The 13,045-nt window shown below is 72.5% G+C and carries 12 protein-coding genes and 1 pseudogene; all 13 read right to left on the bottom strand.

Translation table 11 applies throughout. The features are described from left to right. Positions 1 to 4 precede the first annotated feature (4 nt). Positions 5 to 3,844, bottom strand: a complete 3,840-nt coding sequence (locus LNW71_RS08510; RefSeq protein WP_250967687.1) for a multifunctional oxoglutarate decarboxylase/oxoglutarate dehydrogenase thiamine pyrophosphate-binding subunit/dihydrolipoyllysine-residue succinyltransferase subunit — start codon at positions 3,842 to 3,844, stop codon at positions 5 to 7. Between the two features lie 257 nt (positions 3,845 to 4,101). Further along, a complete protein-coding gene (locus LNW71_RS08505; protein ID WP_250967686.1) occupies positions 4,102 to 5,178 on the bottom strand; it encodes a HAMP domain-containing sensor histidine kinase in 1,077 nt (358 codons plus the stop codon). Next, entirely contained in the window at positions 5,175 to 5,912 is a 738-nt protein-coding gene (locus tag LNW71_RS08500; RefSeq protein WP_014154105.1) for a response regulator transcription factor, read from the bottom strand. Before LNW71_RS08500 ends, LNW71_RS08505 begins: the two co-directional genes overlap by 4 nt. A 235-nt stretch (positions 5,913 to 6,147) precedes the next feature. Then, entirely contained in the window at positions 6,148 to 6,840 is a 693-nt protein-coding gene (locus LNW71_RS08495) for a spermidine synthase (protein WP_250967685.1), read from the bottom strand. Between the two features lie 104 nt (positions 6,841 to 6,944). Next, positions 6,945 to 7,592, bottom strand: coding sequence for a hypothetical protein (locus tag LNW71_RS08490; protein WP_250967684.1), 648 nt, complete (start codon positions 7,590 to 7,592; stop codon positions 6,945 to 6,947). Further along, a complete protein-coding gene (locus tag LNW71_RS08485; RefSeq protein WP_250967683.1) occupies positions 7,589 to 7,894 on the bottom strand; it encodes a hypothetical protein in 306 nt (101 codons plus the stop codon). The genes LNW71_RS08490 and LNW71_RS08485 overlap by 4 nt, the downstream gene beginning before the upstream one ends. After that, the gene (locus LNW71_RS08480) at positions 7,879 to 8,814 is read right to left on the bottom strand and encodes a hypothetical protein (protein WP_250967682.1); all 936 of its coding nucleotides are present in this window, start codon (positions 8,812 to 8,814) and stop codon (positions 7,879 to 7,881) included. Before LNW71_RS08480 ends, LNW71_RS08485 begins: the two co-directional genes overlap by 16 nt. 124 nt (positions 8,815 to 8,938) lie before the next feature. Beyond that, entirely contained in the window at positions 8,939 to 9,724 is a 786-nt protein-coding gene (locus LNW71_RS08475) for an ATP-binding cassette domain-containing protein (RefSeq protein WP_250967681.1), read from the bottom strand. A gap of 10 nt (positions 9,725 to 9,734) precedes the next feature. Then, the gene (locus tag LNW71_RS08470) at positions 9,735 to 10,313 is read right to left on the bottom strand and encodes a hypothetical protein (RefSeq protein WP_250967680.1); all 579 of its coding nucleotides are present in this window, start codon (positions 10,311 to 10,313) and stop codon (positions 9,735 to 9,737) included. Between the two features lie 142 nt (positions 10,314 to 10,455). Beyond that, positions 10,456 to 10,827, bottom strand: a complete 372-nt coding sequence (locus tag LNW71_RS08465) for a hypothetical protein (RefSeq protein ID WP_250967679.1) — start codon at positions 10,825 to 10,827, stop codon at positions 10,456 to 10,458. Beyond that, on the bottom strand, positions 10,824 to 11,426 hold the full coding sequence (locus tag LNW71_RS08460) for an RNA polymerase sigma factor (RefSeq protein ID WP_250967678.1): 603 nt from the start codon (positions 11,424 to 11,426) through the stop codon (positions 10,824 to 10,826). Before LNW71_RS08460 ends, LNW71_RS08465 begins: the two co-directional genes overlap by 4 nt. A 58-nt stretch (positions 11,427 to 11,484) precedes the next feature. Next, complete coding sequence (locus LNW71_RS08455) at positions 11,485 to 12,303, bottom strand: nucleotidyltransferase domain-containing protein (RefSeq protein ID WP_250967677.1); 819 nt, start codon at positions 12,301 to 12,303, stop codon at positions 11,485 to 11,487. Between the two features lie 64 nt (positions 12,304 to 12,367). Beyond that, positions 12,368 to 12,903: pseudogene (locus LNW71_RS08450) on the bottom strand (isochorismatase family protein). Between the last annotated feature and the right edge of the window lie 142 nt (positions 12,904 to 13,045).

Here is a 13,045-nt window from a genome sequence, read left to right as displayed (position 1 = left end):
CCGGTCAGGCCTCGAAGACCTCGTCGGCCAGCTGTGCCTGCTCGGCCTGGTGGCGCTTGGCGGAGCCGACCGCGGGAGAGGAGCCGCGCGGCCGCGAGATGCGGCGCAGGCGCTCACCGTGCGGGACGTCGGCGCCGACGGCCAGGTCCAGGTGGTCGATCAGGTTCAGGGCGATGAACGGCCATGCGCCCTGGTTGGCCGGCTCCTCCTGGGCCCACAGGTACTTCTCGGCGTTCGGGTACTTGGCGATCTCGGCCTGGAGCTCGGCACCCGGCAGCGGGTACAGGCGCTCGAGGCGGATGATCGCCGTGTCCGTGACGCCACGCTTCTCGCGCTCGGCCTCCAGGTCGTAGTAGACCTTGCCGGCGCAGAAGACGACCTTGCGGACCGCGTTCGCCTCGACGGAGTCGTCGCCGATCACCGGGCGGAAGCCGCCGGTGGTGAACTCCTCCACCTTCGACGCGGCCGCCTTCAGCCGGAGCATCGACTTCGGGGTGAAGACGATCAGCGGCTTGTGGTGCGGGTTGTGCACCTGCCACCGCAGGAGGTGGAAGTAGTTCGACGGCAGCGTCGGCATGGCGACCGTCATGTTGTCCTGCGCGCACATCTGGAGGAAGCGCTCCGGGCGGGCGGACGAGTGGTCCGGGCCCTGGCCCTCGTAGCCGTGCGGCAGCAGCAGCGTGACGCCGGAGGTCTGGCCCCACTTCTGCTCGGCCGAGGAGATGAACTCGTCCACGACGGTCTGCGCGCCGTTGACGAAGTCGCCGAACTGGGCCTCCCAGATGACCAGCGACTCCGGGCGGGCCAGCGAGTAGCCGTACTCGAAGCCCATCGCCGCGTACTCGCTGAGCAGCGAGTCGTAGACGTTGTAGCGGGCCTGGTCCTCGGAGAGGTAGAGCAGCGGGGTGTAGTCCTCGCCGGTCTTCTGGTCGACGAGGACCGCGTGACGCTGGCCGAACGTGCCGCGGCGGGTGTCCTGTCCGGCGAGCCGGACCGGGGTGCCCTCCATCAGCAGCGATCCGATGGCCAGGGTCTCGCCCATGCCCCAGTCGATGGTGCCGTTGTCCACCGATGCGGCACGGCGCTGCATCTGCGGCATCAGCCGCGGGTGGACGGTGATCGAGTCGGGGATGTTGACCTGCGACTCGGCGATCAGCTTCACGACCTCCGAGGACACCGCGGTGGTCACGGCCACCGGGAACTTGGCCTGGACGTCCGGGACATGCGGCTGGGACGGCGCGGAGGTGGCCTCGCGGACCTCTGCGAAGACCTTCTCCAGCTGGCCCTGGAAGTCCTGGAGCGCCTGCTCGGCCTCCTCCAGCGTGATGTCGCCGCGACCGATGAGGGACTCGGTGTAGAGCTTGCGCACCGAGCGCTTCTTGTCGATCAGGGTGTACATCTGCGGGTTGGTGAACTCCGGGTTGTCGCCCTCGTTGTGACCGCGACGGCGGTAGCAGATGAGGTCGATGACGACGTCCTTGTTGAACGTCTGCCGGTACTCGAAGGCGAGGCGCGCGACGCGGACCACGGCCTCCGGGTCGTCACCGTTGACGTGGATGATCGGCGCCTCGATCATGCGCGCCACGTCCGTGGCGTACATCGAGGAGCGCGACGCCTCCGGGGCGGCGGTGAAGCCGACCTGGTTGTTGATGACGACGTGCACCGTGCCGCCGGTGCGGTAGCCGCGCAGCTGCGACATGTTGAGCGTCTCGGCGACGACGCCCTGGCCCGCGAAGGCCGCGTCGCCGTGCAGCGCGACCGGCAGGACCGTGAAGTCGGTGCCCGCCTTGTTGATGATGTCCTGCTTGGCGCGGGCGATGCCCTCCAGGACCGGGTCGACCGCCTCCAGGTGCGAGGGGTTGGCGGCCAGCGAGACCTTGATCTGCTCGCCGTCCAGACCGGTGAAGGTGCCCTCGGCGCCCAGGTGGTACTTCACGTCGCCGGAGCCGTGCATCGACCGGGGGTCGAGGTTGCCCTCGAACTCGCGGAAGATCTGCGCGTACGACTTGCCGACGATGTTCGCCAGCACGTTCAGCCGGCCACGGTGGGCCATGCCGATGACGACCTCGTCCAGGCGCGCCTCGGCCGCGGAGTCGATGACCGCGTCGAGCAGCGGGATGACGGACTCGCCGCCCTCCAGCGAGAAGCGCTTCTGGCCGACGTACTTGGTCTGCAGGAACGTCTCGAACGCCTCGGCGGCGTTGAGCCGGCGCAGGATGCGCAGCTGCTCCTCGCGCTCCGGTGCGGGGCGCGGACGCTCCACCCGGTCCTGGAGCCACTTGCGCTCCTTCGGGTCCTGGATGTGCATGAACTCGATGCCGGTGGTGCGGCAGTACGACTCACGCAGCACACCGAGGATGTCGCGGAGCTTCATCAGGGTCTGGCCGGCGAAGCCGCCGACCGCGAAGTCCCGCTCCAGGTCCCACAGGGTGAGGCCGTGCTCGGTGATGTCCAGGTCGGGGTGCTTGCGCTGGCGGTACTCCAGCGGGTCGGTGTCGGCCATGACGTGGCCGCGGACCCGGTAGGAGTGGATCAGCTCGAAGACCCGCGCGGCCTTGGTGACGTCGTCGTCGTGCGAGGCGTCGATGTCCTTGAGCCAGCGGACCGGCTCGTAGGGGATGCGCAGCGCCTTGAAGATCTCGTCGTAGAACCCGTTCTCGCCGAGCAGCAGCTGGCTGAGGATCCGCAGGAACTCGCCGGAGGCGGCGCCCTGGATGACCCGGTGGTCGTACGTCGAGGTCAGGGTCATGACCTTCGAGATGCCCAGCTTGTTCAGGGTGTCCTGCGACGTGCCCTGGAACTCCGCCGGGTAGTCCATCGCGCCGACACCCATGATGAGGCCCTGTCCGGGCATCAGGCGGGGCACCGAGTGAACGGTGCCGATCCCGCCGGGGTTGGTCAGCGAGGCGGTGACCCCGGTGAAGTCGTCCATGCCGAGCTTGCCGTTGCGGGCCCGGCGGACGATGTCCTCGTAGGCCTGCCAGAACTCGAAGAAGTTGAGCGTCTCGGCCTTCTTGATGGCCGCGACGACCAGCTGGCGGTCGCCGTTCGGCTTCACCAGGTCGATGGCCAGGCCGAGGTTGACGTGCTCCGGCTTGACCAGGGTCGGCTTGCCGTCCTTCTGGGCGAAGGAGTAGTTCATCGCCGGCATGGCCTTGAGGGCCTGCACCATCGCGTACCCGATGAGGTGCGTGAAGGAGATCTTCCCGCCCCGGGCGCGCTTGAGGTGGTTGTTGATGACGATGCGGTTGTCGAAGAGCAGCTTCACCGGGACCGCGCGCACGGACGTGGCCGTCGGCAGTTCCAGCGAGGCGTTCATGTTCTTCGCGACAGCGGCCGACGGGCCGCGCAGGGTCACGTACTCCGGGCCGGCCGGGGCCTCGGTGGCCGGAGCGGCGGCGGGCTTCGCGGCCGGAGCCGGTGCTGCCGGAGCCGGGGCGGCCTTCGCCGGAGCCGCCGGGGCGGCCGGTGCGGGTGCGGCAGGTGCGGGCGCCGGGGCAGCAGGTGCGGCCGGGGCCTGAGCCTGGGCCGCGGGCTGCGCGGGTGCGGCCTGCGCGGTGTTGTTGTCGGTGGCGGTCGGTGCGGTCACGGCCGGAGCCGCAGGCACCGCAGCCCCCGCGGCTGCGGCGCCCGGAACGGGCTTGTCCGCCGTGCCGGAAGTGCCCGGCTTGTAGTCGGCGAAGAAGTCCCACCAGGCGCGATCGACCGAACTGGGATCCTGGAGGTACTGCTGGTAGATCTCGTCGACGAGCCACTCATTGGGGCCGAAAGCAGCAGCCGGGTTCGAACCCGGGCTGGCTTGGTCGGTCGAGATGCTCGAGTTACTGGGGGACTGAGACGACACGGCGGCAACCGCCCTCTTCCGCTTCACAAGGTGGTGGACAGCGGAAATCAAGGCTACGCCTCCCGGGCCGTTCCATGCGGGCCGGGCCGGTCTTCGTCGTGCAAGTCACATCGAAAGTTCGGTTTCGGCGCAGGAAATGGCGGGAAACAAGCTTGGTTCCGCATTGCTCCGGGTACGCGAGACCGCAGTTACGGCCCCTTGGACCGTACCCCTTGAACAGAACACGCAGAACGTGCCCTTCCGGTTCGAACCCTATGTCAACCTCGTGGCTGATGGATCCCCGGAAGGGTGACGCGGATGCGGCATCCGCGAGCTGATTCGGCCACACCGATCCGCCCGCCGTGCAGATCCACCGCCCAGCGGGCGATGGCCAGGCCCAGACCCGTACCGCCGTCGCTGCCCGGGCCGTGCGGGGACGTCACGTCGCCCCGGTTGAACCGCTCGAAGACCCGGTGCCGCTCGGACTCGGGTATGCCGGGCCCCTCGTCCAGGACCTCCAGGTCCAGTGACTCCGGCTGGGCACCCCGGCGTGCGAGCACCGTGACCCGGCCGTGCGGCGGGCTGTGCTTCACCGCGTTGTCGATCAGGTTGGCCACCACCTGGTGCAGCCGCTCCGCGTCCGCGTGCGCGGTCAGCTCCGGCGGCGACACGTCCAGGTGCAGATGGACGTCCTTGCGGGAGTGGTTGCCGGAACCGGAGGAGAGCCGGCGGTGCGCGGCGGCGAGATTCGCCTCCTTCAGCACCCCCGACAGATAGGGCCACACCTCGAAACGGCCGGCCTTCAGCGTGACCACGCCGTTGTCCAGCCGGGACAGGTCCAGCAGCGTCTCCACCAGCCTGCCGAGACGTTCGGTCTGTTTGAGGGCCGTGCGCATCGTCTCCGGATCGGCCGAGGACACCCCGTCCACGACGTTCTCCAGAACGGCTCTCAGCGCCGCGATGGGGGTGCGCAGCTCATGTGAGACATTCGCCACCAGCTCCTTGCGGTGCCGGTCCACGGCCTCCAGGTCGTCCGCCATCAGGTTGATCGTCTGCGCCAGGTCGCCCAGCTCGTCACGCCGGTCGGCGCCGCTCACCCGTCTGGTGTAGTCGCCGTGCGAGATCGACCGGGCCACGGCCCGCATCTCGTCCAGCGGCGCGGTCAGGCCGTGCGCCACGAACTGGGTGATCAGCAGGGTCGCGATGACGGAGAACACCGTGATGAACCGGAGCTCGGTACGTGTGCGCAGGGCCACCATGAGCAGCCCGGTGGTGATGAAGACCGAGACCACGACGAGCGTGCCCAGCTTGGCCTTGATCGAGAACGGCCGCAGCCCCGGTCCGCGGGCGGTCATGGCGCCGGGGTCTCCAGGGCGTAGCCGACACCGTGCACGGTGCGGATCCGCTCCGCGCCGATCTTCCGGCGCAGGGCCTTGATGTGGCTGTCGACCGTACGGGTGCCGGAGGCGTCCGCCCAGTCCCAGACCTCGGCCAGCAGCTGCTCCCTGGACAGCACCGCACGCGGCGTGTTGGCCAGGCAGACCAGCAGGTCGAACTCGGTCGGCGTCAGGTGGACGTCGTCCGCACGCACCCGCACACGGCGCTGCGCGTGGTCGATCTCCAGCTCGCCGAGGCGCAGAATGCCGCTGCGCGGCGTTACCGCGGCCAGTGCGGCGCGCTCGACCCGGCGCAGCAGGACGTGCACCCGGGCCGCCAGCTCACGCATGGAGAACGGCTTCGTCATGTAGTCGTCCGCGCCGACACCGAGACCGACGAGCATGTCCGTCTCGTCGTCCCGGGCGGTCAGCATCAGTACCGGCACCGGGCGCTGCGCCTGCACACGGCGGCAGACCTCCAGGCCGTCGAAGCCGGGAAGCATGATGTCGAGCACCATCAGATCCGGCTGCCAGGCCTCGGCCGCGTCCACGGCCGCGGGGCCGTCGAGCGCGGTCTGCACCAGGAAGCCCTCGGCCCGCAGCCGGGCGGAAATGGCATCGACGATTGTCGCGTCGTCCTCGACCACCAGGACCCGGCGCTGCGCGCCCGGGGTGGCCGCGACACCGTTGTGGGTGGTGTGTGTCTGTTCCATCGCCCCGCCCCTGCCCGTTCTCACGGGGGCCATTCCCCCGGACGCACGGTTTTCGCTTGTGAATTTCGTGGGAGATCCCGCTATCGGTCAGCAGCGTAAAGGCAGCGGACGGCTCTCGGCTACGCAGGGTGCAAGGGTGTGCGGGCGGGCCGGCCGCACGGAGGAGGCGGAGTGTCGCTCTTGTGGCGCTTGGCCCCCGGGCGTCCCAGGGGTCCGCATACCCGGTGGGGGGATCTCAGTCCGCTCGAATTGCGAGATGGACCACGTCGGGCACACCTCGGGCAACTCCTACCTCTTCCGTCCTAACCCCGCGGAATCCGGCATTCCGCAAGGCTTGTTCGAACTCGTCCGACGGCTGCGCGGACCACACGGCGAGCACTCCGCCAGGCACGAGCCGCTGGTGGCAGTCGGCGAGACCGGCGGGGGAGTAGAGGTTTCCGTTGTCCTCGGTGACGGTCCAGTCGGGCCCGTTGTCGATGTCCAGGCAGAGCGCGTCGTAACGGTCCGTGGTCGTACGGAGGTACGCGAGGAGGTCCGTCGTCAGGACCGCGGTCCGCGGGTCCCTGAGCGCGGCCGCCGAGATCGCGTCCAGCGGCCCGCCCAGATGCCAGTCCACGATGGCCCGCTCCCGCTCCACGACGGCGATCCGGCCCCAGCGCGGTTCGGCGGCGGCCCGCACGAGCGAGAACCCGACCCCGAGCCCGCCGATGAGCACCGCCGGGTCCGGCCGGTCCGCGGGCAGCGCGGCGAGTGCCGCGTCGATGAGCAACCGCTCCGAGCGCCCGTCCGAGGTGTCCATCAGGAAGCACCCGTTGGCGATGATCTCGAAGTCGTCGCCCCGCTTGCGCAGGACGACCTCCCCGTACGGCCCCTCGCGACGGTCGAGCGTGACGGGGGCGAGGGCGTCGGGCCCGTAGGTGTGCTGCATGGCGCTGGTCTCCGGTACAGGTCGGTCGGTGGACCGTCATCCTGGCCCGCCGGGTGGCGGCCGGGCCAGCGGTTTAGCCGGTCGTCCCCTGATCGGAGGGGGAGTCAGCCGCGTTCGGGACGCGGCCCGCGTACGGCGAGCAGCGTGGCCCCCGCCAGGTACGCCGCCGATGCCACCACCCACGCAGCGGTCTGCGGTCCCGGCTGCATGGGCCAGGCCCATACGGCGGCCGCGCCACCCGGGGTGCGCGGTGCGGCGAGGTACACCGAGCCGCCGTAGACCGTCATGGGAAGCCAGCTCAGCCGGGCACCGATCAGGGCGGCGGAGCCGGCCGCGACCCCGGTCGCGCCGAGCACGTTACGGACCATGCCCGGGGCGCCGAACGCCTCGGGATGCCCGGGGACGGCCAGCGCGAGGGCCACCGCGGCCGGCCCGGTGAGCGCGAGCAGATGCAGCAGCCGCCGCGGCCACCAGCGGTGCACGGCGGTCCGGTCGAGCTCGTCGGCGGCGGCGTACAGGCTGGTGCCGATCGCCGCGGAAGCCAGCAGCGGGGCCAGCACGAGGACGGGGACGCGGGCGGTGTGGTCGAAGTCCGGCCGGTCCTCGATCCAGTCGGCGGCCCAGGCGGCGAGGAGGACCACGCAGGCCAGGGCGGCGGCGGTGCGGGGGAGGTCGCGGGAGCGGATATAGAGGAGCGGCAGGCCGGGCCGGAGCGCGGAGCGCTCCGTGGCGGCGTCGGCGTCGGGGCTCACAGGACGGGTACCTCCGACGGGGTGCAGCTCTTGCGCGAGGCCAGGTAGCGGCCGAGCCAGGCCCGGCGCTCGGGGGCGGGCATGGCCGCGAGCCGGCGGAACCGGGGGCCCTGCTCCGCGCCGGGGGGCTGTGCGGCATGGGGGCCGGCGAGCCAGTTCGCCACCGCGCTGTCGGACTCCGCCACGCGGTCGAAGCCGCCCTGGTCCTCTTCGGTCGCGGACTCCGGGCATTCCCCATGGGAGACGATCACCACGGCTGCCTGCCAGGCGAAGTCCTCGGGCCGGCTCAGCCTGTCGCGCACGATGCCCAGCCGCGGGCGGGCATCGACAGCTGGAGTTCTCCGGAGCCCTCCCGGACCTCGTGATCCACGTACCTGACCGGTGCTCCCGGCACACCGTCCAGCCGCTCGAACAGCCCGGACAGTGCCTGGGACGCCTGTGGCAGCAGAGCTCCGTCGAGTGCGTTCAGACAGACCTGCGGGGTGCCGTCCGTGCAGACCACGCGGTCGCGGGCGGGGTCGGCGCGGAGCAGACCGGGGCCCGTGTGCGCGATGAACCCGGCGGCCGCCACCGCCACGGCCAGCGGTACGACGGCCAGGAAGCGGCGCCGGGCCGCGTGGCCGAGCAGCGCGGCCAGGGCGAGTCCACACGTCCACGCCACCATCGCCGGGGCGAACCACCACACGGGAAGCGTCCCGGTCAGCTCGTACTGCCAGGCGGGGTTGAGGTACAGGGCCGGGGAGTCCATGTAGTCCGGCACACCGAAGGCGAGGTACAGCAGCACGGCAAGGGCGGGCGGGGCCAGCCGCCAACGGCACCGCTGGCCGACGGCGAACCCCAGCAGCCCGACGGCGAGCAGGAAGGCGCAGTCCGCGACGGCGAAGGACGGGAACGGGCTGCCGCCCCCGGCGTACGGCCAGGTGGCCAGCAGCGAGGCGACCAGCACGACGAGATACCCCGCGACCGCCCACAGCGCCAGTGGCAGCGCGGCCACCACGACCCGCGCGGACCTGGCCCGCGGGGTGGAGAGCCAGAGCTCGGTGGTCGAGCGCCGGTGGTCGCGGGCGCCCTGCCAGCAGGAGGCCGCTGCCACCAGCGGGCCGACGAGCAGAGTGGCGGCGGAGTGGAGATATCCCTGCGTATCGCCCCAGCCGCCCTGCCAGGTGTCGGCCTTGGCCGCCATGGTGACGCCGAGCGTGAGTGCCGTACAGGCCCCGTCCACGGCGCGATGCCGCGGCGCAGCTCGGTCCGCAGCGCGAGGAGCGTCGTCCGGTACGCGGCGGGCGAGCGGGTGGCGCGGGGCGCGGGGGAGTCCGGTCGCTCGGCGGTGACGGTATCGGTCCTCGTCATCGGGCAGCCGCCGTCTCGCGGTGGGTGCGCAGGGCGGCGGTGTAGCCGCGCTCGATCGGGCTGCCGTCGAGCGGGGCACCTTCGCCGTCCTTGCCGCCGAGTGCCGAGAGTTCGGCCGTCGTACCCCGGTAGGCGATCCGGCCCGCCTCGATCAGCGTCACATCGGAGCAGGCCGTGGCCACGTCCTCCACGAGGTGGGTGGAGAGGATGACGGTGGCCCGGTCGCCGAGTTCCCGCATCAGGGTGCGGAACTCCACCCGCTGCTCCGGGTCGAGCCCGGCGGTCGGCTCGTCGAGCAGCAGCAGCTCCGGTTCGTTGACGATCGCCTGCGCGATACCCACGCGCCGCACCATGCCGCCCGACAGGGTCTTCATCCGGGCGTCGATCCGGTCCGTCAGGCCCACCCGGTCCACCGCACGTGCCACGGCCTTCGCGGTCAGGGCGCCGTCCATCTCCTTGAGCCACGCCACGTAGGCGACGAACTCGCGGACGGTGAAGCCCGGGTAGTAGCCGAACTCCTGCGGCAAATACCCCAGCCTGCGCCGGACCGCCGCCCGGCTGTGGTGGTCCGCGGCCGCGCCCACCTCGCTGCCCAGCAGTTCCACCCGCCCCGAGGCTGGAGCGGTGGCCGTGGACACCACCCTGATCAGCGACGTCTTGCCCGCGCCGTTCGGCCCGAGGAGGCCGTGCACGCCGGGTGCGAAGTCGAGGTCGATGCCGTCCAAGGCGGTCGTGCGGCGATGGCGGACGGTCAGCCCGGAGACTCTGACGGTGCTGCTCACGCGATCACGCTCATGACTTCTCCAGGTGGTCGAAGGATCTGCGGCGCAGGGCCAGCAGCCCGGCGCTGAGCACGGCCGCGGCCGCCCAGGAGCTCTGGGCGGCGGGCCCCGCGAAGTAGCGGACGGCTGCCGCCAGCGGCTCGTCGAGCCGTGCGGGCAGCGTTCCGACGGCCGGTACGGCGACGGCGAGAGCCCAGCACGCGGCCACGGACGAGGCACCGGTGCGGCAGCCGACGTAACTGCTCAGCGCCAGCGCCGCCAGCGTCATGGCCAGTCCCGGCAGCAGCCACGCCACGGCTCCCGGACCGCCGGCCGATGCGGGCAGCACCGCCCAGGCGAGCGTGAGCACCGGGACGGTCACCGCGAGCACCGCGGCGGTCCTGACCAGCAGCAGCCGCAGGCCGCCGCCCGGAGTCGTGGCGGTGATCTCGTGCATCGGATCGGCGCAGCGCCCGTACGAGACGCCGACCCCGGCGAGCGGCAGCACCGGCGCGACGACGAGGAGCAGGGGCCGCGCCGTGCCGCCGAGTCCGCCCCCGTACGCGAGCGCGACGGCCCGAGCGCCACCAGCACCAACGCAGCCGCCCACGACCCCCGCAGGGTGGGCCCGGCGGCCCACAGCACCCGCCCGATCCGGGTGGCGGGCCCCGGCGCCGACCACGCCAGGCGCCCCCGGGCCGGGCCCCGCCCCGGCCCCGTTCCCCGGACGCCCCCACCCCGAGGCCGGCCCCTCACCCTCCGGACGCCCCCACGTCCGGACCGGCTCCCGCGCCCACGGGCGCCCCGGCCCCCGTTCCCCCGGACGCCCCCACGCCCGCGGAGCCATCCCCCGCCCGAGCAGCCGAGCCGGCCCCCACCGGCGCCCCGCGCCCGCCCCACGAGGTCCCCCGCACCGGCTCGGCCGTCGCGGTTGCGAGCACCGCCGCGCGCACCCCCTCCAGCAGCGGTGCCGCGTCCCCCTGCTCGCGCACCGACGCCGACACCAGGGCGGCGCAGGGTGCGCACGCCTCGACGTGCTTCTCCAGGGACCAGGCATCCGTCTCGGCAGCCGTGCCGGCCGCGTACCGCCCGGCCAGTTCGTCGCCCACGTGCCAGACCGTCATGCCGTGCCTCCCAGCGGACCGTTCTCCACAACCAGCCGGTCCAGTGCGGTCCGCAGTTCGCGGCGGGCCCGCAGCGCCCGGGTCTTGACCGTCCCCTCCGGTATGCCGAGGAGCCGGGCGGCCTCACGGGTCGTCAGGCCGTCGATGACCGTCGCCCGCAGGACCTCCCGGAGTTCGGGCGATATCCGGTCGAGGGCGGCGCCCACGTCGCCGTATTCGAGACCGGCCAGGACCCGGTCCTCGGCGGACGGCACGGCGGCCGTCCACTCGGCGCTCCCCGCGTGCTCGGCCCGTGCCACCCGTTCCGTCCTGGCCCGGACCCGCCGCGCGTCGACCAGCCGGCGTGCCGCGATCACCCAGAGCCAGCCGCCGGCCTCGGCGCCCCGGTGCGAACCGGCGGAGCGCCAGGCCGTGACGAAGGTGTCCTGGAGCACCTCCCGTACGGTCTCGGGGTCCGCGCACCGCCGGTTCAGCCTGGCCAGCAGCCAGCCGGCATGCCGGTCGTAGAGAGCGGCCAGGGCCGTCGTGTCCCCCTGTGCGACGGCACGCAGCAGCGCCTCGTCGTCCCGGTCGTCCCCCGAAGGGCGCAAGTGGCTCACACCTCCTCTATCGGAGGCCGGACGCTACTCGGTTCACGTACGCCGCCCTGAGGTGCGGTCAGGGGCGCGGAGCCTTCTCGCCGTGCACCGCGACGTGCTCCGCCGCCAGCCAGGGGGCCAGGTCGTCGACGAGCATCGACAGGACGGCCGGGTCGGCACTCGGCGCGCGTCCCGTGCGGGCCGCCAGCCGCATCTGCCCGGCCCGCTCGGGAAGGTGCGGGTAGTAGCGGGCGAAGAGCTCGGCGGACTCGGTCAGATCACTGGTCCAGCCGCCCCACCGCGGCATGACCAGGGTGAAGCCCGTGCGCACGATCCGACGGGCGACGCCCCGGCTCATGGCGCGCCGTCCGGCGTCGGTCGTGGCCTCGGCGGCCCGCTCGTGCCAGCGGGGCAGCAGCAGGCACAGATCGCCGTTGGTCTCGCGGGCGAGCAGCGAGGTCGGCCGGTAGCGCGGCAGCTGTGCGGCGAGGTCGTCGCCCAGCAGCGGGGTGCACAGGCAGGCGAGGAAGAAGCCGCCGTCGTGGCGTTCGAGTGCGCTGAGCAGCGTCGCCGCACCGCCCAGCAGGATGCCGGCCCCGTCGATCTCCTCGTACGCGGCGTCGAGTTCGGCCTCGACGGCGTCGGCGTCGGCGCGGTCCCGTCCGGTGGGAGCGTCGCGCAGCACGAGCTGCAGGTCCAGGTCGGAGACGCCGGGGACGGCAGTGCCGCGCGGAACGGAGCCGTAGACGTAGGCGCTGTCCAGCCGGTCGGGGCCGAACACCTCGGCGATCCGGGAACGGGCCGCGGCCACGACCGCCGCGAACTCGGCGGGCACCCGGTCGAGCGAGCCCTCCCGCCTGATCGTGCCGTCCGGTGCCAGCCCTAGGTCCTCGCTCATACCGGCACTCTGCCCTGCCTCCGGCGGCGTCGCCGAACGGTTTTCGGCGGGGCGTTCCGACCGGTCAGGCCCGGGGCGGGGCCTGGACGTACGGCGAGGTGGTGGTGGTCGCCGTCCGGGACCGCGGCGCCGTGAACCTCACGTCCGCGGCCGGCGTGGTGACCTCGGCGGCCGCGCTGATCGCCCATGCGGCGACCCGGGAGACCACGGCGGCCGGGACCGGGCCGTGGCCTGGACGCACATCTCCGACATCACTCCGCACACGGCGAGCGAGCCGACGCCCGCCTCGGCCAGCAGACCGCGCAGGGGCGTCCCCGCGAAGCCGTCGTCCCTGGTCTTGCGGATCACGAACTCGGTGGGCCCCTCCTCGACGGGAAGGTGCAGTGCCCAGCCCGGGGTGTGGGGCTCGTCGCCCGCGCCGGGTGCGCCGTCGTTCTGGAGGTGGACGACCAGCGCGCCGCTGCGGCGCGCCCGCGCGATCAGCTCCGACGTCCGCGCCAGCAGCCCGGCCGCACCCGGCACCGCCCGGCCGCCGGTCACACCTGCCCTCTGGACGTCGACGACCAGCAGGGCCTGCGAGGGAATGGCGGAATCGTTCATGGCGTCATCCTGTCCGGCGGCGCCCGAGCCTTCCACGGCATTACGCGAGGCCCGGTACCGGGCCGGGGACTACGCGGGGCCCGTGAGGCGTTGCAGACAAGGCCTGCGGCGGCGGCCACATCGCGATCGCTCACAGCGAACG

Source organism: Streptomyces sp. RKAG290, assembly GCF_023701695.1.
GTDB lineage: Bacteria > Actinomycetota > Actinomycetes > Streptomycetales > Streptomycetaceae > Streptomyces.
This window is presented reverse-complemented; position numbering and strand designations above follow the sequence as displayed.

Excerpts from the sequence above, each read along its gene's own strand:
- LNW71_RS08505 (WP_250967686.1), bottom strand. The coding sequence starts at position 5,178 with ATGACCGCCCGCGGACCGGGGCTGCGGCCGTTCTCGATCAAGGCCAAG.
- LNW71_RS08500 (WP_014154105.1), bottom strand. The coding sequence starts at position 5,912 with ATGGAACAGACACACACCACCCACAACGGTGTCGCGGCCACCCCGGGC.
- LNW71_RS08495 (WP_250967685.1), bottom strand. The coding sequence starts at position 6,840 with ATGCAGCACACCTACGGGCCCGACGCCCTCGCCCCCGTCACGCTCGAC.
- LNW71_RS08465 (WP_250967679.1), bottom strand. The coding sequence starts at position 10,827 with ATGACGGTCTGGCACGTGGGCGACGAACTGGCCGGGCGGTACGCGGCC.
- LNW71_RS08455 (WP_250967677.1), bottom strand. The coding sequence starts at position 12,303 with ATGAGCGAGGACCTAGGGCTGGCACCGGACGGCACGATCAGGCGGGAG.